This window comes from Herbidospora solisilvae (assembly GCF_009901565.1).
Taxonomy (GTDB): domain Bacteria; phylum Actinomycetota; class Actinomycetes; order Streptosporangiales; family Streptosporangiaceae; genus Herbidospora; species Herbidospora solisilvae.
The window spans coordinates 17,148-37,128 of sequence record NZ_WXEW01000010.1; the positions used below are offsets into that span (position 1 = coordinate 17,148).

General features: G+C 70.8%; 18 protein-coding genes. 16 read left to right on the forward strand and 2 right to left on the reverse strand.

What is annotated here, in order from left to right:
- The first annotated feature begins 7 nt into the window (after nt 1–7).
- The 7 genes from GT755_RS30660 to GT755_RS30690 all read left to right on the forward strand — a co-directional run bounded on the left by GT755_RS30660 (nt 8) and on the right by GT755_RS30690 (nt 6,577).
- Entirely contained in the window at nt 8–856 is an 849-nt protein-coding gene (locus GT755_RS30660) for a hypothetical protein (RefSeq protein ID WP_161483076.1), read from the forward strand.
- Nucleotides 853–2,421: a murein biosynthesis integral membrane protein MurJ gene (murJ, locus tag GT755_RS30665; protein WP_161483077.1), complete on the forward strand. Its 1,569-nt coding sequence runs from the start codon at nt 853–855 to the stop codon at nt 2,419–2,421. The genes GT755_RS30660 and murJ overlap by 4 nt, the downstream gene beginning before the upstream one ends.
- A complete protein-coding gene (locus GT755_RS30670; protein ID WP_161483078.1) occupies nt 2,418–3,434 on the forward strand; it encodes a glycosyltransferase family 4 protein in 1,017 nt (338 codons plus the stop codon). Before murJ ends, GT755_RS30670 begins: the two co-directional genes overlap by 4 nt.
- Nucleotides 3,435–3,691: 257 nt before the next feature.
- Nucleotides 3,692–4,669 carry a TerC family protein gene (locus GT755_RS30675; RefSeq protein ID WP_328794584.1) on the forward strand — a complete coding sequence of 326 codons (978 nt, stop codon included), beginning with the start codon at nt 3,692–3,694 and terminating at the stop codon, nt 4,667–4,669.
- A gap of 140 nt (nt 4,670–4,809) precedes the next feature.
- Nucleotides 4,810–5,442, forward strand: coding sequence for a phosphatidylserine decarboxylase (locus GT755_RS30680; protein WP_161483080.1), 633 nt, complete (start codon nt 4,810–4,812; stop codon nt 5,440–5,442).
- Nucleotides 5,429–6,259 carry a CDP-diacylglycerol--serine O-phosphatidyltransferase gene (gene pssA, locus GT755_RS30685; protein ID WP_161483081.1) on the forward strand — a complete coding sequence of 277 codons (831 nt, stop codon included), beginning with the start codon at nt 5,429–5,431 and terminating at the stop codon, nt 6,257–6,259. The genes GT755_RS30680 and pssA overlap by 14 nt, the downstream gene beginning before the upstream one ends.
- A gap of 45 nt (nt 6,260–6,304) precedes the next feature.
- Entirely contained in the window at nt 6,305–6,577 is a 273-nt protein-coding gene (locus tag GT755_RS30690; protein ID WP_161483082.1) for a hypothetical protein, read from the forward strand.
- Nucleotide 6,578: 1 nt separating this feature from the next.
- Here the strand turns inward: GT755_RS30690 and GT755_RS30695 are convergent, their stop codons facing one another.
- Together GT755_RS30695 and GT755_RS30700 are read right to left on the reverse strand one after the other, a co-directional pair.
- Nucleotides 6,579–7,217 carry an MBL fold metallo-hydrolase gene (locus GT755_RS30695; RefSeq protein WP_161483083.1) on the reverse strand — a complete coding sequence of 213 codons (639 nt, stop codon included), beginning with the start codon at nt 7,215–7,217 and terminating at the stop codon, nt 6,579–6,581.
- A gap of 4 nt (nt 7,218–7,221) precedes the next feature.
- The gene (locus tag GT755_RS30700) at nt 7,222–7,923 is read right to left on the reverse strand and encodes a maleylpyruvate isomerase N-terminal domain-containing protein (RefSeq protein WP_161483084.1); all 702 of its coding nucleotides are present in this window, start codon (nt 7,921–7,923) and stop codon (nt 7,222–7,224) included.
- Between the two features lie 148 nt (nt 7,924–8,071).
- Here GT755_RS30700 and uvrA point away from each other — a divergent pair, with 148 nt between their 5' ends.
- The 9 genes from uvrA to GT755_RS30745 all read left to right on the forward strand — a co-directional run bounded on the left by uvrA (nt 8,072) and on the right by GT755_RS30745 (nt 19,980).
- Nucleotides 8,072–10,912: an excinuclease ABC subunit UvrA gene (uvrA, locus tag GT755_RS30705; RefSeq protein WP_161483085.1), complete on the forward strand. Its 2,841-nt coding sequence runs from the start codon at nt 8,072–8,074 to the stop codon at nt 10,910–10,912.
- A 107-nt stretch (nt 10,913–11,019) separates the two neighbouring features.
- A complete protein-coding gene (locus GT755_RS30710) occupies nt 11,020–11,607 on the forward strand; it encodes a Rieske (2Fe-2S) protein (protein WP_161483086.1) in 588 nt (195 codons plus the stop codon).
- A 139-nt stretch (nt 11,608–11,746) separates the two neighbouring features.
- Nucleotides 11,747–12,805: a hypothetical protein gene (locus tag GT755_RS30715; RefSeq protein ID WP_161483087.1), complete on the forward strand. Its 1,059-nt coding sequence runs from the start codon at nt 11,747–11,749 to the stop codon at nt 12,803–12,805.
- Between the two features lie 51 nt (nt 12,806–12,856).
- Nucleotides 12,857–14,758 carry an excinuclease ABC subunit UvrC gene (uvrC, locus tag GT755_RS30720; protein ID WP_161483088.1) on the forward strand — a complete coding sequence of 634 codons (1,902 nt, stop codon included), beginning with the start codon at nt 12,857–12,859 and terminating at the stop codon, nt 14,756–14,758.
- The gene (gene rapZ, locus GT755_RS30725; protein WP_161483089.1) at nt 14,755–15,633 is read left to right on the forward strand and encodes an RNase adapter RapZ; all 879 of its coding nucleotides are present in this window, start codon (nt 14,755–14,757) and stop codon (nt 15,631–15,633) included. Before uvrC ends, rapZ begins: the two co-directional genes overlap by 4 nt.
- Nucleotides 15,630–16,577: a gluconeogenesis factor YvcK family protein gene (locus GT755_RS30730; RefSeq protein WP_161483090.1), complete on the forward strand. Its 948-nt coding sequence runs from the start codon at nt 15,630–15,632 to the stop codon at nt 16,575–16,577. The genes rapZ and GT755_RS30730 overlap by 4 nt, the downstream gene beginning before the upstream one ends.
- 63 nt (nt 16,578–16,640) lie before the next feature.
- Nucleotides 16,641–17,621: a DNA-binding protein WhiA gene (gene whiA, locus GT755_RS30735; protein WP_030452232.1), complete on the forward strand. Its 981-nt coding sequence runs from the start codon at nt 16,641–16,643 to the stop codon at nt 17,619–17,621.
- A 167-nt stretch (nt 17,622–17,788) separates the two neighbouring features.
- Complete coding sequence (gene gap / locus GT755_RS30740; RefSeq protein ID WP_161483091.1) at nt 17,789–18,793, forward strand: type I glyceraldehyde-3-phosphate dehydrogenase; 1,005 nt, start codon at nt 17,789–17,791, stop codon at nt 18,791–18,793.
- The gene (locus tag GT755_RS30745; RefSeq protein WP_161483092.1) at nt 18,793–19,980 is read left to right on the forward strand and encodes a phosphoglycerate kinase; all 1,188 of its coding nucleotides are present in this window, start codon (nt 18,793–18,795) and stop codon (nt 19,978–19,980) included. Before gap ends, GT755_RS30745 begins: the two co-directional genes overlap by 1 nt.
- The last annotated feature ends 1 nt before the right edge of the window (nt 19,981 follow it).

Genomic DNA, 19,981 nt, shown 5'->3' on the forward strand with positions numbered 1-19,981 from the left:
ATCCGCCGTGACTCAACGTCCCCTGCTCCTCGCCCTGGCGGGGGCGGCGCTCGGCGCGGCCGCCGCGCGGGTCGCCTACACGGCCTTCACGAAGAAGCAGCCGTTCGGCGAGGAGAAGACCTGGGCCCGCGTCAACCATCGCGGCGAGCCCGTCACGCTGCTCGAAGGCCCGGCCTTCGCGGCCGGGGCCGGGGCCGCGCTGGCGCTCACCCCCGGTCTGCCCGTCAAGGTGAAGGCGGCCGGCGTGCTGACCTCCCTGGCATGCGGCGCGCTCGGCGCCTACGACGACGTGTTCGGCACCAGCGCCTCCAAGGGCTTCAAGGGCCACCTGTCCGCCCTGCGCCGGGGACAGGTCACCAGCGGCGCGGTGAAGATCCTCGGGATCGGCGCGACCGGGCTCGCCGCCGCCGCGCTGACCCGCCGGAACGTGGCCGACATCGCCATCGACGGCCTGCTGATCGCCGGGTCGGCCAACCTGGCCAACCTGTTCGACCTGCGGCCCGGCCGGGCGATCAAGGTCGGCCTGCTGGCCGGCGCGCCGCTCGCCGGGTCCCCCCTGGCCGCCGTGCCCCTCGGCGCGGCGGCGGCGCTGCTCCCCGACGACCTGGCCGAACGCGCCATGCTCGGCGACACCGGCGCGAACGCGCTCGGCGCGCTGCTGGGTCTGGCGGCGGCGCAGCAGCTCGGGAGGCCGGGACGGCTGGCCGTGCTGGGCACCGTCGCGGCGCTGACGGCCGCCTCGGAGAAGGTGTCGTTCACCAAGGTCATCGCGGGTAATCCGGTGCTGAACCGGCTCGACATGCTCGGGCGCCGCCCGGTGCCGCCTCCGGCCGAGGTCACCCGGCCCACCCCTTGACGGCCCGGGGGGTCGCGCGCGCGGCCCTGCTCATCGGCGTCATCACGATCGCGGCGCGGGTCACCGGCTTCGCCAAGCAGCTCGTGTTCGCCAAGACGGTCGGCACGGGCTGCCTGTCGACGGCCTATTTCACGGCGAACGCCGTGCCCAACCTGATCTTCGAGGTCGTGGCCGGGGGCGCGCTGGCGGGCATGGTCGTGCCGGTGCTCGCGGGCGCGGCCGAGCGGGGCGACCGCGAGACCGCGGGCCGGATCGCGTCGGGGCTGCTGACCTGGGTCGTCGTGCTGCTGGTCCCGCTGAGCGTGCTGGCCGCGCTGTTCGCGGGTCCCATCGTGTGGCTCTTCGTGCCCGGCACGATGGACGGGTGCGACGGCGGCGACGTCGTGGTGCTCGCCGCCCGCATGCTGGTCGTCTTCGCGCCCCAAATTCTTCTGTACGGTCTGGCGGTCGTCCTCTACGGCGTGCTCCAGGCCCACCGGAGGTTCGCCGGGCCCGCCCTGGCCCCGCTCGTGTCGAGCGTCGTCGTCATCGCCGCCTATCTGGCGTTCGTCCCGCTCGGCGGCACGATCGAGGTCGCCGGGCTGCCCCGGGCGGCCGAGCTCGTCCTGTCGGTCGGCACCACCCTCGGCGTGCTCACGCTCGTGCTCACCGTGGTGGGGCCGGTCGCCCGGCTCGGCCTGCGCTGGCGGCCGGTGCTCAGCTTCCCGCCCGGCGTCGCGCCCCAGGTCAGACGGCTCGCGGTGGCTGGGCTGAGCGCCCTGCTCGCCCAGCAGGCCGCGATGGCCGTGGTCGTCCGGCTGGCCAACGAGGGCGGTGCGGGGCGGCTGGCCGCCTACAACTACGCGTGGGCGATCTACCTGGTCCCGTACGCCGTCCTCGCGGTCCCCATCGCGACCAGCGCGTTCCCCGTGTTGTCGGCCCGCTGGGAGACCGGTGACGGGCGGGGGTTCGCGGAACTGGCCGCCCGCACCACCCGCGCGGTGATCCTCATCTCCGGCCTGGCGGCGGGCGCCCTGGCCGCCGTCGCCGCGCCGGTCGCCGAGGTCTTCCTGACGACCAGGTCGCAGGTCCCGCCCGGCCAGCTCACCCTGGGCATCGTCGCGTTCGCCCCCGGCCTGGTCGGCTACGGCCTGACGGCCCACCTGTCCCGCGTCCTGTACGCGGGAGGTCACGGCCGCCCCGCCGCCCGTGACCAGGTGATCGGCTGGCTCGTGGTGATCGCCGCCCAGGTCGCCCTGGTGCTCACCCTGCCCGCCGACTGGGCGGTCGGCGCGCTGGGCCTGGGCAGCACGATCGGCATGACCACCGCGGGCGTGCTGCTGCTCCTGGCGGTCCGCCGCGCCTACGGCCCCCTCGCCGGGCTCGGCCGGGCCGCGTTCGCCTCGGTCGGCGGCGGCGTGACGGGCGCGGTGGCCGGTTCGGCCGTCGTCTGGCTGATGGGCACTCCCGGCCTGTGGGGCAGTGTGCTGGTGGCGGGCCTGGCCGGGATCGTGGCGGCCGGTTCCGGCGGCGCGGTCGCGGCCGCGATCGACCGTGACGACCTCAGGGAAGTGATCAGACGGTGAAGATCCTGCTGACCCTCGGCACCAGCGCCGGAGGAGTGGGCCGCCACGTGCGCACCCTCGCCGACGGCTTCGAGGCCCGGGGACACGAGGTGGTCGTCGCCGGTCCGGCCGAGACCCGGCGCCGGTTCGGTTTCACCCAGACCTTCGCCGAGGTCCCGGTCTCCGACCGGCCCCACCCCGTCAACGACGCCCGGACGGTGGCCGTCCTGCGCCGGATCAGGGCCGACGTCGTGCACGCCCACGGCCTGCGCGCCGGCGCCCTGGCCGCGCTGGCCCGCCCGCGCCGCCTCGTGGTCACGCTGCACAACGCGGTCACCGCCGGGGGCGCGATCGGCGCGGTCTACGCGACCCTCGAACGGGTCGTCGCCCGGCGGGCCGACGTGGTCCTCGGCGTCTCGCCCGACCTCTGCGAGCGCATGACGGCGCTCGGCGCACGGGCCGTCGCCCCGGCCGTGGTGCCCGCGCCGCCGCTGGCCGACCTGCCCGCCACCACCGAGTTCGGCGGCAGGACGGTGCTGCTGACCGTGGCGCGGCTGGCCCAGCAGAAGGGGCTGGAGGTGCTGCTCGACGCGGCGGCGGGGCCGTATTCGGAGGACGTCGTCTTCGCCGTCGCCGGGGAGGGGCCGCTGCGCGAGGCCCTCCAGGAGCGGGTGACCCGCGAGAACCTGCCGGTGACCCTGCTCGGCCCGCGCGACGACGTGGCGGCGCTGCTGAAGGCCGCGACCGCCCTGGTGGTGCCGAGCCGCTGGGAGGGACAGCCGCTGACCGTCCAGGAGGCGCTGCGGGCGGGGGTGCCCGTCGTGGGCTTCGCCGTGGGGGGTGTGCCGCTGATGACCGGCGACGCGGGACTGCTGGTGACGCCCGGCGACGCCGGGGAGCTGCGGTCGGCGCTGCTGCGGCTGCTGGCGGACGACGGCCTGGTGGACGGGCTGAGGGCCGCCGCGCTGGCCCGGGGCCGGGCGCTGCCGGGCGAGGCCGACGCGGTCGAGGCCGCCTTGAAGAACTACGGCTGAGCGGGGAATCACCCGGGCTTGTTCCGGGTTGAGAGGAATAATTCGTTCAGGAAACCTGCCCCTGGGGTTCAGAAGCCCTTGGGCATGGTCTCTATACTGTTCGCGTTGGGGGGGAGTATCCCTTCGCGACGGTCCCGTCATCACGGTGTCAGCACCCGGGGCCGTCGGTCCGTGTCTGGAGGTTTTCCAGGGGCGGGAGAGACCTCCGGCAGTGTGTTTCGTCGCGCGCCGGAGGGATTAAGGAATTGGACATTCCCGTGTGGGGTTGGGCTGCCGTCATCATCGGCCTGCTCGTGGTCATCGCCATCGACCTGTGGGTCGTCGACCGAGGGGAGCCCAGAGAGTTCTCCCTCCGTCAGGCGGGATTCTGGGTGGGTCTCTACGTCGCGCTCGCCGTGCTGTTCGGGATCGGCCTGCTGATCTTCGCGGGCCCGCAGCAGTCGGGTGAGTTCTTCGCCGGTTACATCACCGAATACAGCCTGAGCATCGACAACCTGTTCGTGTTCTTCATCATCATGTCCAGGTTCGCGGTGCCGAAGGCCTACCAGCACAAGGTGCTGACGATCGGCATCCTGATCGCGCTGGTCATGCGCGGGTTCTTCATCGTCGTCGGCGCCGCCGCCCTCAACTCCTTCCACTGGCTCTTCTACGTGTTCGGCGCGATCCTCCTCTACACCGCGTACACGATGATCCGCGACCACAACAAGAGCGAAGAGGACTTCGACGAGAACATCCTGCTGCGCTACGCGCGCCGGGCGTTCCCCACCACCCCCGACTACGTCGGCTCCAAGATGATCGTCCGGGTCGACGGCAAGAAGATGGTCACCCCGATGCTGATCGTCATGATCGCCATCGGCAGCACCGACCTGCTGTTCGCCCTCGACTCCATCCCCGCGATCTTCGGTCTGACCACCGACGCGTTCATCGTCTTCACCGCCAACGCGTTCGCCCTGATGGGTCTGCGGCAGCTCTACTTCCTGCTCGGCGGTCTGCTGCAGCGCCTGGTCTACCTCAGCTACGGCCTGGCCTTCATCCTCGCCTTCATCGGCGTGAAGCTGATCCTCGAGGCCATGCACGACGTGGTCGACTGGGCGCCGAAGATCCCGATCCAGGTCTCGCTGAGCGTCATCATCGGCACGATGGTGATCACGACGGTGGCGAGCATCATCAAGTCCCGCCGCACCCCTCCGGTCGTCGACACGGACGCCGCCCCGGAGCAGGCGGAGCGCCACTAAGGCCTCGAAACCCCTCGGGGGTGCCGTGCTTGACGCGAAAGAGGACGGTTAGGGACTGTGGCATCGGTAACATAACTGCCTAAGTCGCAAATCCGTCCTCTAGTCGCAAAAGAGTACAAAGGCTCCTAGTGTCGAACGAAATGGAAAGTCCTCGCCCGCGCATACGGCTCGCGCGCGGTGTGTCGCCGTGGCTGGCTCCGACAGCGGCCGCGGCGGCCGTTACCGCGGCGCTGACCGCTCGGTCTCCCAAGTGGGCTCTCGCGGCGGTGCCGCTGACGGCCCTCACGGGAGGGATGCTCTGGTTCTTCCGTGATCCTGACCGTTCGCCCGGCGCCGGGAGGCTGCTCTCGCCCGCCGACGGCGTCGTGCAGAGCGTCGACCCCTGGCCCGATGGCCGCACCCGCGTCGCCATCTTCATGAGCCCCCTGAACGTCCACGTCAACCGCGCCCCCGCCGCCGGGACCGTCGTCTCGGTCGAGCACGTCGCGGGGGGCTTCGTGCCCGCGTTCAACAAGGACAGCGACAAGAACGAACGTGTGGTGTGGCACTTCGACACCGCGCTCGGCGACATCGAGATGGTCCAGATCGCCGGGGCCGTCGCGCGCCGAATCGTCCCCTATCTGCAGGCCGGCGCGAAGGTCGCCCAGGGCGACCGCGTCGGGCTGATCCGGCTGGGCTCCCGGGTCGACCTCTACCTGCCCGAGGGCGTCGAGCCCGCCGTGACCGTCGGCGACAAGACCGTGGCTGGGGTGACCCGCATTGACCGCGCCTGATATCAGGGCCGGAACCTGGTCCGTCGAAGAAGAGGAAGAACCGATAGGGCCGGTCGGCAAGGCGTTCCGCCTGTCGGCGGCCGACCTGCTGTCTCTGGGCAACGCGTTGTCGGGGTTCCTGTCGGTGGTCGTGCTGGCGTACAGCGCGATCGACCAGCTGAGGATGACCGGCAAGTTCGAGCCCGACCCCCGGTTCTTCGGGACCGCCGTCGTGCTGCTGCTCGTCGGCGCGACCTGTGACCTGTTCGACGGGCTGGTGGCCCGCCGGTTCCGGGCCTCGGCGATGGGCGCCGAGCTCGACAACCTCGCCGACGTGATCAGCTTCGGCTTCGCGCCGGCGTTCATGATCGTCATCTGGGGCGGTTTCGACGCCCCGCTGCCCCTGTGGCTCGTGCTGGCCGCCGCGGCGTCGGTGCTGCTCGCGGGGGTGACCCGGCTCGCCCGGTTCGCCTGCGTGAAGACCAAGAGCGGCGACTTCATGGGCCTGCCCATCCCCATGGGCGCCATGACGATCGTCTCGATCGTGCTGCTGTTCCAGCCGACGATCTGGACGGTCCTCGGCATCTTCGCCACGTCCTACCTGATGATCAGCCGGATCGAGTACCCCAAGCCGAAGGGCAACCTGGCGGCCGTCGTGCTCGGCTGGATGATGATCAACGTGGCCTGCCTCACGATCTGGGCGGCCGGTCTGCCCGGCGGCGACCAGCTCATCCAGGTCGGCGCGATCATGCAGATCGCGATCGTGTCGGCGATCCCGCTGCGGGTGCTGATGTTCAAGCGGGCCCAGCGCAAGGAACGCCGCGCCGCCGACTCGTGACGGGGCGGCTGTTCCGGGGCGGCGCCGCCGTTGTTGAATGGGCACATGGCGACCGCCCCGCGTGAGCTGACCCGGTCCTACTTCCTCGGCAAGCTGGCGCGTGAACTCGAACAGCGCGGCTTCGACGTCACCCTTCGGCTCGATCCGCCGTCGCTGAAGGTGAGCGACCCCGAGGCCGCCCTGCTCAACGAGACCGTCGACTGCGTCTCGCTGCAGGGCGGCTGGTTCTACCGGTGGTCGTGGGGCGAGGTCGTCGAGAGCGCCGAGGAGCCCGACGCCGCCGCCACGCTCATCGCCAGGGTGCTGGGCGCGCGCTGACCTACCAGCCGCGCGCCTTCCACTCGGGCAGCGCGGGACGTTCGGCCCCGAGCGTGGTGTCCTTCCCGTGGCCGGGATAGACCCACGTCTCGTCGTCGAAGCGGTCGAAGATGCGCTCCACCACGTCGGTGTAGAGCTGGGTGAACCGCTCCGGGTCCTTCCAGGTGTTGCCCACGCCGCCCGGGAACAGCGAGTCTCCCGTGAAGACGTGGCCCGGGTAGTAGAGGGCGATCGAGCCCGGCGTGTGGCCGCGCAGGTGGATCACCTCCAGGTCGGTCACCCCGACGGTCACCCGGTCGCCGCCGTCGACGGGACGGGCCTCGACCGGCAGCGCCCCGGCGTCCTCACGGCCCGCCACCACGGTCGCGCCGGTCGCCCTGACGACCTCCTCCAGGGCGCCCCAGTGGTCGCCGTGCTGGTGGGTGGTCACGATCACGCTGATGGGCTGCCTGCCGATCAGCTCCAGGATCCTCCCGGGCTCGGCGGCGGCGTCGATCAGCATGCCGTCGCCGGTCTCCCGGCAGCGGATCAGATAGGTGTTGTTGCCGAAGTCGCCGACCTCCATCTTGGCGATGGTGATCTTCTCCAGCTCCCGGACGTCGGCCGGGCCGCCCTTGGACACGTCTCCCGTATAGGTCATGAGATCACGCTAGGCCGTCGGGGGCCGACCGGACCATCCAGGGCGGGGGAGCCGGGAAGCCGTCGGGGGTGTGCCGGCCGATCAGCCAGGCGACGAGCTCCCGCTTGGTGGCCCGCAGGTCGGGGCCGTCGGCCCCGGTGATCGTCTCGCCGGTGTCGGTCGCGGTCAGGCTCCGGTACGTCGGCTCGTCCGCCAGCGCGGGGGAGTCGCGCCACTCCCAGTGGACGTAGCGGTCGGGCCAGTCGCGCCAGGTGTAGGCGGTGCCGAGGTCGCCGTGGTGGATCTCGACCTCGCGCAGGCGGCGCATGACGATGTACCAGGCGGGGTGTTCGGGCGGGCGGGTGCCGCTGATCAGGGCGTTCCACCGGTCGTCGGGGACCGCGTCGGCGGCGGCGGCGAAGCGGGCGGTGCTCTCCTCCAGGTCGGCGAGCTGCTCCTTGGCGGGCCTGGCGTAGCCCGCCTCGATGCCGGCGTCGCGTTCGGCGGCGTCGCGGTACTGCGGGGTGACCACGCCCGTGCGGGCCCAGGTGAGCAGGTTGACCAGGGAGTCGGCGTTGCGGGCGACGTGGGTGACCACGTGGCCGCGGGTCCAGCCGGGCAGGGCCGAGGGGGCGCGCATCTCGTCGTCGGACAGGGCGGCCACGGTGGCGATCAGCCGGGCGTCGGCGGCCTGGAGCTCCGCCCGGTAGTCGTGAAGGAGGGACATGGCTTCATCCTCGTCCACGGGACAACAGGTTTGACCGCCTGCATACTCTGGATGAGCAGGGGGAGACCGGCCGGGCCGGTTTTTGTCGGTGGCGGCGGATAGCCTGCCCGACGCACACCTGTAGACCCCAACGACCATCGGGAACGCTGTGGCTGACCGTCTCGTCGTGCGTGGCGCACGCGAACACAATCTGAAGGACGTCTCTCTCGATCTCCCCCGAGACGCCCTGATCGTCTTCACCGGGCTGAGCGGCTCCGGCAAGTCCAGCCTGGCCTTCGACACGATCTTCGCCGAGGGCCAGCGGCGCTATGTCGAGTCGCTGTCGGCCTATGCCCGGCAGTTCCTCGGCCAGATGGACAAGCCCGACGTCGACTTCATCGAGGGACTGTCCCCGGCGGTCTCGATCGACCAGAAGTCGACCAGCCGCAACCCCCGCTCGACCGTCGGCACGATCACCGAGGTCTACGACTACCTGCGGCTCCTGTGGGCCCGCATCGGCAAGCCGCACTGCCCGACCTGCGGGCGGCCGATCGCCCGGCAGACCCCGCAGCAGATCGTCGACCGCGTCCTGGAGCTGGAGGAGGGCACCCGCTTCCAGGTGCTCGCGCCGGTCATCCGGGGCCGCAAGGGCGAATACGCCGAGTTGTTCCGCGAGCTCCAGACCAAGGGCTACGCCCGCGCCCGCGTCGACGGCACGATCATCCGCCTGGAAGAACCGCCGACCCTCAAGAAGTACGAGAAGCACGACATCGAGGTGATCGTCGACCGGCTGGCGGTCAAAGACTCGGCCCGCCGGCGCCTGACCGACTCGGTCGAGACCGCGCTGCAGTTGTCGGGCGGCACGATCACCCTCGACTTCGTCGACCTGGAGGCCGACGACCCCAACCGGGAGCGCTTCTACTCCGAGCACCTCTACTGCCCCTACGACGACCTGTCGTTCGAGGAGCTGGAGCCCCGGTCGTTCTCGTTCAACTCGCCGTTCGGCGCCTGCCCCGAGTGCACGGGCCTGGGCACCCGCATGGAGGTCGACCCCGAGCTGGTCGTCCCCGACCCCGAGAAGACCCTCGGCGACGGCGCGCTGACCCCGTGGGCGGGCGGCCACACCAGCGACTATTTCGAGAAGCTGATGGAGGGCCTGGGCAACGCGCTCGGGTTCGACCTCGACACCCCGTGGGAGAAGCTGACCCGCGCCCAGCAGAACGCCCTGCTCCACGGGCACAACGAGCAGGTCCACATCCGCTACAGCAACCGGTTCGGGCGCCAGCGCTCCTACTACACCGACTTCGACGGCGTGATCCCGTGGATCCAGCGCCGCCACGCCGAGTCCGAGAGCGACGCGGTGCGGGAGAAGTTCGAGGGCTACATGCGGGAGATCCCGTGCCCGGCGTGCAAGGGCCGCCGCCTCAAGCCGGTCTCGCTCGCGGTGACCGTCGGCGGGTCCTCGATCGCCGAGGTCGCGGGCCTGTCGATCGGCGAGTGCGCCAAGTTCCTGGCCGGGTTCAAGCTCTCCGAGCGCGACATGCAGATCGCCGAGCGGGTGGTCAAGGAGATCAACGCCCGCCTGGGCTTCCTGCTCGACGTGGGCCTCGACTACCTGACCCTCGACCGGGCCGCCGGCACCCTCGCCGGCGGCGAGGCCCAGCGCATCAGGCTCGCCACCCAGATCGGCTCGGGCCTGGTCGGGGTCCTCTACGTCCTCGACGAGCCCTCGATCGGGCTCCACCAGCGTGACAACATGCGCCTGCTGGAGACCCTGATCCGGCTGCGCGACATGGGCAACACCCTGATCGTCGTCGAGCACGACGAAGACACCATCGCGGCGGCCGACTGGGTGGTCGACATCGGCCCCGGCGCCGGCGAGCACGGCGGCCAGGTGGTCGTCTCGGGCACCGTCGAAGAGCTGCTGGCCAGCGAAGAGTCGCTGACCGGCGCCTACCTGTCGGGGCGGCGGGCCATCGCGGTGCCCAAGAAGCGCCGCAAGCGCGACCGCAAGCGCCAGCTCGTGGTGAAGGGCGCCCGGGAGCACAACCTCGGCGGCATCGACGTCGAGTTCCCGCTCGGCGTCTTCACCGCCGTGACCGGGGTGTCAGGGTCGGGCAAGTCGACGCTGGTCAACGACATCCTCTACAACTCCCTGGCTAAGGAGCTCCACGGCGCGAAGACCGTGCCGGGGCGGCACTCCCGGGTGACCGGGGTCGACCAGCTCGACAAGGTCGTCCACGTCGACCAGTCGCCGATCGGGCGCACCCCGCGCTCCAACCCGGCGACCTACACCGGGGTGTTCGACCACGTCCGGAAGTTGTTCGCGCAGACGACCGAGGCCAAGATCCGGGGCTACCAGCAGGGCCGGTTCAGCTTCAACGTCAAGGGCGGGCGCTGCGAGGCGTGCGCCGGCGACGGCACCATCAAGATCGAGATGAACTTCCTGCCCGACGTCTACGTCCCGTGCGAGGTCTGCCACGGCGCCCGCTACAACCGGGAGACGCTGGAGGTCCACTACAAGGGCAAGACGATCGCCGAGATCCTCGACATGCCGATCGAGGAGGCGCTCGACTTCTTCGAGGCCATCCCGGCGATCAGCCGCCACCTGCGCACCCTCAACGACGTCGGCCTCGGCTACGTCCGCCTGGGGCAGCCCGCCACCACCCTGTCGGGCGGCGAGGCCCAGCGCGTCAAGCTCGCCTCCGAGCTGCAGCGGCGCTCGACGGGCCGCACGATCTACGTGCTCGACGAGCCGACCACCGGCCTCCACTTCGAGGACATCCGGCGGCTGCTGGGCGTGCTGGAGCGGCTGGTCGACGCCGGGAACACGGTCATCGTGATCGAGCACAACCTCGACGTCATCAAGACGGCCGACTGGGTGATCGACATGGGCCCTGAGGGCGGTTCGGGCGGCGGCCGGGTGGTCGCGACCGGCACCCCGGAAGACGTCGCGCTGGTCGACGGCAGCCACACCGGGCTGTTCCTGCGGAAGATCCTCGACCTGTAAGTGCATTTCTTCATATTCCGCCGGGATCCGGTAGGTCAGGCTGAACCGAGAACGGGGTTGGCCCCGTACCTACCTATGATCGCGAAGTCCCCCAGCGGAGGATGGAAATGAACGTTGACGGCACCTCTGAGCAGGAACAGGTCACGAGCGCGCTGACGCGGCGGGGCCTGGTCTTCGCGGTGGGCGGCGCCGGGCTGGCCGCCGCCCTGACGGCGTGCACCGGCTACTCCTCCGGCGCGGCCACCAGCGCCGAGCCGCCGGGCTCGGTGCCCGCCGACCAGGCCAAGCCCGCCTGGGGCGACAACCCGCCGCCGACCGGCGACGCCCAGTCCGAGGCGCCCCCGGCCGGCGAGCCGGACGAGGAACCGGCCGACCCGCCGGCCGAGGAGGAGCCGCCCGCGCAGGCCGCCAACGCCTTCGCCAAGACGGCAGACATCCCCGAGGGCGGCGGCAAGATCTTCGAAGCCGAGAAGGTCGTCATCACCCAGCCGACGCCCGGCAACTTCAAGTGCTTCACGGCCGTCTGCACCCACGCGGGCTGCACGGTGGCCAGCATCTCGGGCGGCACCATCAACTGCCCGTGCCACGGCAGCAAGTTCAAGATCTCCGACGGGTCGGTGGCCGGCGGGCCCGCGCCGTCGCCTCTGGAGGAGAAGCAGATCACGGTCAGCGGCGACAGCATCGTCCTGGCGTAGTTGGACGGCGCGTGCTCCGCACGCGCGGCTCGGGCGTCGGGCGTGGGTGTTCTCACAGGCTCCTGAATCGGAGCGGCTGTCGAGGGCGCCGCTTGGGGTGTCGGGGGTGCTCGGTTGACGGTCGGGTGATGATCATGGAGTGGTGTGGGGGTTCGCGCGGGCCGGTCGGCCGGGGTGGTTCGTCCTGGCCGCGGGGGCGGTGCTGGGGTGGGGGGTGCTCGTCGCCTTCCGGCATGCCTGGCTGGCCGACTGGGATCTCCACGTCGCCACCCTGCGGGCGATGCTCGACGAGCCGACGGCCGGGGGGTGGACGCCGACGCCCTACGTCCTCGGGCTGGCCATGCTGGCCCGCATCTCCGGCGCCGGGCCCGAGACCGTTCTGGCGGCCGCCGGGATACTGAACGTCCTGTTGCTGCTGGTCGCGCTGCGGGCGTTCGGGCGGGAGCTCGGCGCGCGTGACTCCGTCGCCGCGCTGGCGGCGGTCTTCACGGTGGTCCTGTGGGGGGTCAGCGGGCTCGGGGCTACCGGGTTCCCGGGGCTCACCTCGTTGTCGTTCTCGTTCGCCTTCCCGTCGACGCCGGCCTTAGCGCTGATGGTGCTCACGTGGACGGTGTTCGTGCGGTTCCGGGAGAGCGGGCGCGGGCTCGTCGGGCTGGTGCTGCTGCCGCCGGCGATCCTGCTCGTCCATCCGTTCGCCGCCGTGGCGACGCTGCTCGGCGTGGTGGGCATCCTGGTGGCCCGGCGGTGGGAGTGGCGGCGGCTGGTGCTGATCGTGCCCGCGGGGGTGGGGGCGATCGCGCTCGCGCTCGCCTGGCCCTACCCCGACGTGACCGGGGTGCTGGCCGACTCTCCAGAGTTCTCGGAGGTGCACGCGCCGCTGGTGGAGGACCCGCATCTCCGGTACGGCCTCGCCCTGCTCGGCGTTCCCGCCCTCCTCTACGGGCTGCGCCGTCCGCTCGGCAGGGAACTGCTGATCATCGCCGCCCTCGGGACGGGCGTCGTCGGCGTGGCCGCGTGGGCGGGGCGCTACGAGTTCGCCCGGTTCGTTCCGGTCGTCGTGCTGACGTGCCATCTGGCGCTGGCGCGACACCTGGGGGAGCGGATGACCGGGTGGCGGCCCTACGCCGTCGTGACCGCAATCGGATGTCTCGCCGGGTTCGTGGCGGCGATGCCGCAGATGATGGAGACGCTCCCATGATGTCCTCGATCATGGAATCGGAATGTCAGCGGGGGCGGATAGTCTTTGAGGGTGGCTGATCCGGCAACCTATCGGCCCGCACCCGGATCGATCCCCGAGTCCCCCGGCGTCTACCGTTTCAGGGATCCCTCCGGCCGGGTGATCTACGTGGGCAAGGCGAAGAGCCTGCGGCAACGACTGAACTCCTACTTCGCCGACTTCGCGGGCCTCCACTTCCGCACGCAGTCGATGCTGACCACCGCGGCCCGCGTCGACTGGACGGTCGTCGGCACCGAGGTCGAGGCCCTCCAGCTCGAATACTCCTGGATCAAGGAGTTCGACCCCCACTTCAACGTCAAATACCGCGACGACAAGTCCTATCCCTATCTCGCGGTGACGATGTCCGACGAGTTCCCCCGCGTCCAGGTGATGCGCGGCGCCAAGCGCAAGGGCACCCGCTACTTCGGGCCCTACAGCCACGCCTGGGCCATCCGCGAGACCGTCGACCTGCTGCTGCGCGTCTTCCCGGTCCGCACCTGCTCGGCGGGGGTGTTCAAGCGGGCCGGGCAGATCGGGCGGCCCTGCCTGCTCGGCTACATCGACAAGTGCTCGGCGCCCTGCGTCGGCCGGGTCACCCCCGAGCAGCACCGCGCCCTGGCCGAAGACTTCTGCGACTTCATGGCGGGCAACACCACCCGCTTCATCAAGCGCATCGAACAGGAGATGCGCGAGGCCGCCGCGGTCGAGGAGTACGAACGCGCCGCCCGCCTGCGCGACGACGTCCAGGCCCTGCAGAAGGCGCTGGAGAAGCAGGCCGTGGTGCTCGGCGACGCCACCGACGCCGACGTCGTGGCGCTGGCCGAAGACGACCTCGAAGCCGCCGTCCAGGTCTTCTACGTGCGCGGCGGGCGCATCCGCGGCCAGCGCGGCTGGGTGGTCGACAAGGTCGAGGAGTCCTCGCCCGGCGACCTGGTCGAACACTTCCTGATCCAGATGTACTCCGAGGCCGAGATCCCGCGCGAGATCCTCGTCCCGGCCACCCCGCCCGACCTCGACGCCGTGGTCGAGCTGCTCTCCGAGGCCAAGGGCGCCCGCGTCCAGGTGCGGGTCCCGCAGCGCGGCGACAAGAGGGCGCTCATGGAGACCGTGGAGCGCAACGCCAAAGAGGCCCTCACCCAGCACAAACTGCGCCGCTCCAGCGACCTCACCAGCCGGAGCAAGGCCCTCCAGGAGCTCGCCGAGGGGCTCGACCTCGACCAGGCGCCGCTGCGCGTCGAGTGCTACGACGTCTCCCACATCCAGGGCACCAACGTGGTCGCCTCGATGGTCGTCTTCGAAGACGGGCTGGCCCGCAAGAGCGAATACCGGCGGTTCCAGATCAAATCCACCGAAGGCGACGTCGCGTCCATCCACGAGGTCATCACCCGGCGGTTCCGCCGCTACCTCGAAGAACGCAGCGCCACCGGCGAGCTCGGCGGCGAACCCACCGGTGAGCCGATCGACCCCGAGACCGGCCGCCCGCGCAAGTTCGCCTACCCGCCCAACCTGGTCGTGGTCGACGGCGGCCCCGCCCAGGCGGCGGCGGCCCAGCGGGCCCTCGACGAGCTCGGCATCGACGACGTGGCGGTGTGCGGCCTGGCCAAGCGGCTCGAAGAGGTCTGGCTGCCGGGCGACGACCAGCCGGTGATCCTGCCGCGATCGAGTGAGGCCCTCTACCTTCTGCAGCGGCTCCGTGACGAAGCGCATCGCTTCGCGATCACCTACCATCGTGCCAAGAGGTCCCGATCGCTCAAAGAGAGCGCTCTGGACGCGGTCCCCGGTCTCGGTCCCGCCCGGCGGCAGGCTCTTCTCCGTCACTTCGGCTCCGTGAAACGCCTAGGTGACGCGACCGCCGCCGAGATATGCGAGGTTCCCGGCATCGGGCCGGCGACGGCCGAGGCCATCGTCGCGGCGTTGAAGGGGGAGAGCGCATGAGCGACAACAAGTCCGGTGAGCCCGGGTTCGTGATCGTCACCGGCATGTCCGGCGCCGGGCGCAGCACCGCGGCCAAGGCGCTGGAGGATCTGGGCTGGTTCGTCATCGACAACCTGCCGCCCGGCCTGCTGTTCTCGCTGGCCGAGGAGGCCGGGCGGGTCAAGCTGGCCGCCGACCACGTCGCGGCGGTCGTCGACGTGCGGTCGCTGGCGTTCACCACCGACCTCAACGCGGCCATCGAGGAGCTCGACGGCCGCGGGGTCGAGGTGCGGGTGGTGTTCCTGGAGGCCAGCGACGACGAGCTGGTGCGCCGGTTCGAGAACGTCCGCCGGCCCCATCCGCTCCAGGCGGAGAACCGCCTGGTCGACGGCATCGACCGCGAGCGGGGCATCCTGCGCGAGGTCCGGGCCAACGCCGACCTGGTGATCGACACCTCCAAGCTCAACGTCCACGAACTCCGCAAGAAGATCGTCTCGTTCTTCGGCGGGGAGGACCGGCCAGGCCTTAAGGTCAACGTGGTGTCGTTCGGTTACAAATACGGCCTTCCGGTCGATGCCGACCTCGTGGTCGACTGCCGTTTCCTGCCCAACCCTCACTGGGTGCCGGAGCTGCGGCCGATGAACGGTCTCGACGTCCCGGTGAGGGAATATGTGCTCAGCCAGCCCGGCGCCAAGGAGTTCCTCGACGGCTACGAGGAGGTCTTCGGCGTGGTCGCCGCCGGCTACACCCGCGAGGGCAAGGGCTACGCCACCCTCGCCGTCGGCTGCACCGGCGGCAAGCACCGCAGCGTGGCCATGGCCGAGCAGCTCGGCGCGCGGCTGCGCGAACGCGGCATGGACGTCCAGGTCAGCCACCGCGACGTGGGTCGCGAGTGAGTGACGACGCCCCCGCGAGACCGAGGGTCGTCGCGCTCGGAGGGGGCCACGGTCTGCACGCCTCCCTCTCCGCCCTGCGCCGGGTCACCACCGACCTCACCGCGGTCGTCACGGTCGCCGACGACGGCGGCTCCAGCGGCCGGTTGCGCCGCGAGCTCGGCGTGCTGCCGCCCGGCGACCTGCGCATGGCGCTGGCCGCGCTCTGCGGCGACGACGAGTGGGGCCAGACGTGGTCCCGGGTCGTCCAGCACCGCTTCCACGGCGAGGGCGACCTGCAGGGACACGCGGTCGGCAACCTGCTGATCGTGGCGCTCTGGGAGCTCCTTGACGACCCTGTCAAGGCGCTCGAGTGGGTCGGCCGTCTCCTCGGCGCCCACGGGCGGGTGCTGCCGATGGCCTCGGTGCCGCTCGACATCCAGGCCGAGGTGGAGCTCGACGGCGCGGTCACGATCGTCCGGGGGCAGGTCGCGTGCGCGCTCACGCCCGGCCGGGTGCGGGCGATTTCGCTCGTTCCATCCGATCCGCCGGTGTCTCCCGAGGCGGTCACGGCCATCCACGAGGCCGACTGGGTGGTGCTCGGGCCCGGCTCCTGGTTCACCAGCGTGCTGCCGCATCTGAAGGTGCCCGAGCTGGCCAGGGCGCTGGCGACCACGAGCGCCCGGCGGCTGGTCATCCTCAACCTGGCTCCCCAGCCGGGGGAGACCGACGGCTTCTCGCCCGAGAACCACCTGGAGGTGCTCCGCGACCACGCGCCGTCGCTGCTGGTCGACGCCGTCGTCGCAGATCGGGGCGTGGTTCCCGAACCGGGCGAACTGGAGAAGGCCGTGGTGGCCCTCGGGGGCCGTCTGGTATTGGCCGATGTGGGCGCCTCTGACGGATCTGCCAGGCATGACGCACCACGCCTTGCCGCTGTCCTGGACGAGATTTTCCGCGAGAAGCGGTGATACCCCCTAGTCAGCGTGCGAGAGACTAACGGCCATAGTCTGTTTGGGGGAGGACACGCGCTAATGGCCATGACAGGCGTGGTAAAAGACGAGCTGAGCCGTCTGCCGGTGCTGAAGCCCTGCTGCCGCAAGGCCGAGGTGTCGACGCTGCTGAGGTTCGCCAGCGGGCTCCATCTGGTGGGCGGCCGGATCGTGATCGAGGCCGAGCTCGACACCAACGTGACGGCCCGCCGCCTGATCAAGGACATTGGCGAGGTGTTCGGCCACAAGGCCGAGGTCCTGGTGCTGGCCCCGGCGGGGCTGCGGAAGGGGTCGCGTTACGTCGTGCGCGTCTACAAGGACGGCGAGGCGCTGGCGCGGCAGACCGGCTTGATCGACAACCACGGCCGCCCGGTGCGGGGCCTGCCCCGACAGGTCGTGTCAGGAGCGACGTGCGACGCCGAGGCCGCCTGGCGGGGCGCGTTCCTGGCCCACGGCTCGCTGACCGAGCCCGGCCGGTCGATGTCGCTGGAGGTGACCTGCCCCGGCCCCGAGGCCGCGCTGGCCCTGGTCGGCTCCGCTCGCCGGCTGAAGATCCACGCCAAGGCCCGCGAGGTGCGCGGCGTCGACCGCGTGGTCGTCCGCGACGGCGACGCCATCAGCGCCCTGCTGACCCGCCTCGGCGCCCACGACAGCGTGCTGGCCTGGGAGGAGCGCCGGATGCGGCGCGAGGTCCGGGCCACCGCCAACCGCCTCGCCAACTTCGACGACGCCAACCTGCGCCGCTCGGCCCGCGCGGCCGTGGCCGCCGGGGCGCGGGTGCAGCGGGCCCTGGAGATCCTCGGCGACGACGCCCCCGAGCACCTGGTGATCGCCGGGCGGCTGCGGGTGGAGCACAAGCAGGCGTCGCTGGAGGAGCTCGGTCAGATCGCCGACCCGCCCCTGACGAAGGACGCCATCGCCGGCCGCATCCGCCGCCTGCTCGCCATGGCCGACAAGCGGGCCCAGGACCTCGGCCTGCCGACCACCGAGGCGAGCCTCACGGCCGACATGCTGAGCGGCTGAAGACCCCACATCACAGCGCAATTTTTTACAGAAAGTCGCCCCGCTTTGCGGCTTTCTTACGCTATGCCGCCCTGCGGCAGACCCACTTGGTCTAAACCAATTTGAGTCCGATAGGGTCTGCACCGAGGTTTCAGTCACGTAACGACGGACGAGGAGATCGGATCCCCGTGACCATCCGCGTAGGCATCAACGGCTTCGGCCGCATTGGCCGCAACTTCTGGCGAGCCGCCGCAGCCAGCGGCAAGGACATCGAGGTCGTCGCTGTCAACGACCTCACGGACAATGCCACGCTCGCGCACCTGCTCAAGTACGACAGCATCCTGGGCCGCCTGCCCTACGAGGTGAAGGCGACCGCTGACGAGATCATCGTCGACGGCAAGCCCATCAAGGCGTTCGCCGAGCGCGACCCGGCCAACCTTCCGTGGGGCGACCTGGGCGTCGACGTCGTCGTCGAGTCGACCGGCTTCTTCACCGACGCCAACAAGGCCAAGGTCCACGCCGAGAACGGCGCGAAGAAGGTCATCATCTCCGCTCCGGCGAAGAACGAGGACGTCACCATCGTCATGGGTGTCAACCACGACACCTACGACCCGGCGAACCACACGATCATCTCCAACGCGTCGTGCACCACCAACTGCCTGGCCCCGCTCGGCAAGGTCCTCAACGACTCCTTCGGGATCGAGAAGGGCCTCATGACGACGATCCACGCGTACACGCAGGACCAGAACCTGCAGGACGGCCCGCACGGCGACCTCCGCCGCGCCCGCGCCGCCGCGCTGAACATCGTCCCCACCTCGACCGGCGCCGCCAAGGCGATCGGCCTGGTGCTGCCCGAGCTCAAGGGCAAGCTCGACGGCTTCGCGCTGCGCGTGCCGATCCCCACGGGCTCGGCCACCGACCTGACCGTCGACCTCAAGCGCGAGGTGACCGTCGAAGAGGTCAACGCCGCGTTCAAGGCCGCCGCCGAGGGCCCGCTCAAGGGCTTCCTCACCTACACCGAGGACGAGATCGTCTCGAGCGACATCGTCACCGACCCGAGCTCCTGCATCTTCGACGCCGGCCTGACCAAGGTCTTCGGCAACCAGGTGAAGGTCATCGGCTGGTACGACAACGAGTGGGGTTACAGCAACCGCCTCGTGGACCTCATCGAGTACGTGGGTGCCTCGCTCTGATGCGTGGTCTCGACGAGCTCGACGTGAAGGGTCGGCGCGTCCTCGTGCGCGCCGACCTGAACGTTCCCCTCGACGGGGACGTGATCACCGATGACGGCCGCATCCGCGCCTCGCTCCCGACGATCCGGGAGCTGGCCGGCAAGGGTGCCAAGGTGATCGTCTGCGCTCACCTGGGCCGTCCCAAGGGCCAGGTCAAGCCGGAGTTCTCGCTGGCCCCCGTGGCGAAGCGGCTCTCCGAGCTGCTGGGCGAGCCGGTCGCCTTCGCCGCCGACGTGGTCGGCGACTCCGCCCGCGCCACCGTCGCGGCGCTGGAGGAGGGCCAGGTCGCCCTGCTGGAGAACCTGCGCTACGAGCCGGGCGAGGAGTCCAAGGACGACGCCGCCCGCGCCGAGTTCGCGGCCCGCCTGGCCATGCTCGCCGACCTCTACGTCGGCGACGGCTTCGGAGCGGTCCACCGCAAGCACGCGTCGGTCTACGACGTGCCCAGGCAGCTTCCCCACGCGGTCGGCGGCCTGATCGCCGCCGAGGTCGACGTGCTGAGGAAGCTGACCGAAGACCCGGCCCGCCCCTACGCGGTGGTGCTGGGCGGCGCGAAGGTCTCCGACAAGCTGAAGGTCATCGCCAACCTGCTGACCAAGGTCGACCGGCTGCTCATCGGCGGCGGCATGGCCTACACCTTCCTCAAGGCCCAGGGCTACGAGGTCGGCAAGTCCCTCCTGCAGGAGGAGCAGCTCGACACCGTCCGCGGGTTCCTGAACGAGGCCGCCTCGCGCGGCGTCGACCTGGTCCTGCCGGTCGACATCCTCGCCGCGACCGAGTTCGCCGAGGACGCCGAGCACGAGGTCGTCGACGCCACCGCCATCCCGGCCGACCGGGAGGGCCTGGACATCGGCCCGCGCACCCGCGAGCTGTTCGCCCAGAAGCTGGCCGACGCCGAGACCGTGTTCTGGAACGGCCCGATGGGCGTGTTCGAGTTCGAGGCCTTCTCGGGCGGCACCCGCGCCGTCGCCGAGGCGCTCGTGCGCTCCGAGGCGTTCACCGTGGTCGGCGGCGGCGACTCCGCCGCGGCGGTCCGCAAGCTCGGCCTGCCGGAAGACGGCTTCTCGCACATCTCGACCGGTGGCGGCGCCTCGCTCGAGTACCTCGAGGGCAAGGAACTGCCCGGCCTGATCGCGCTGGAGGACTGAC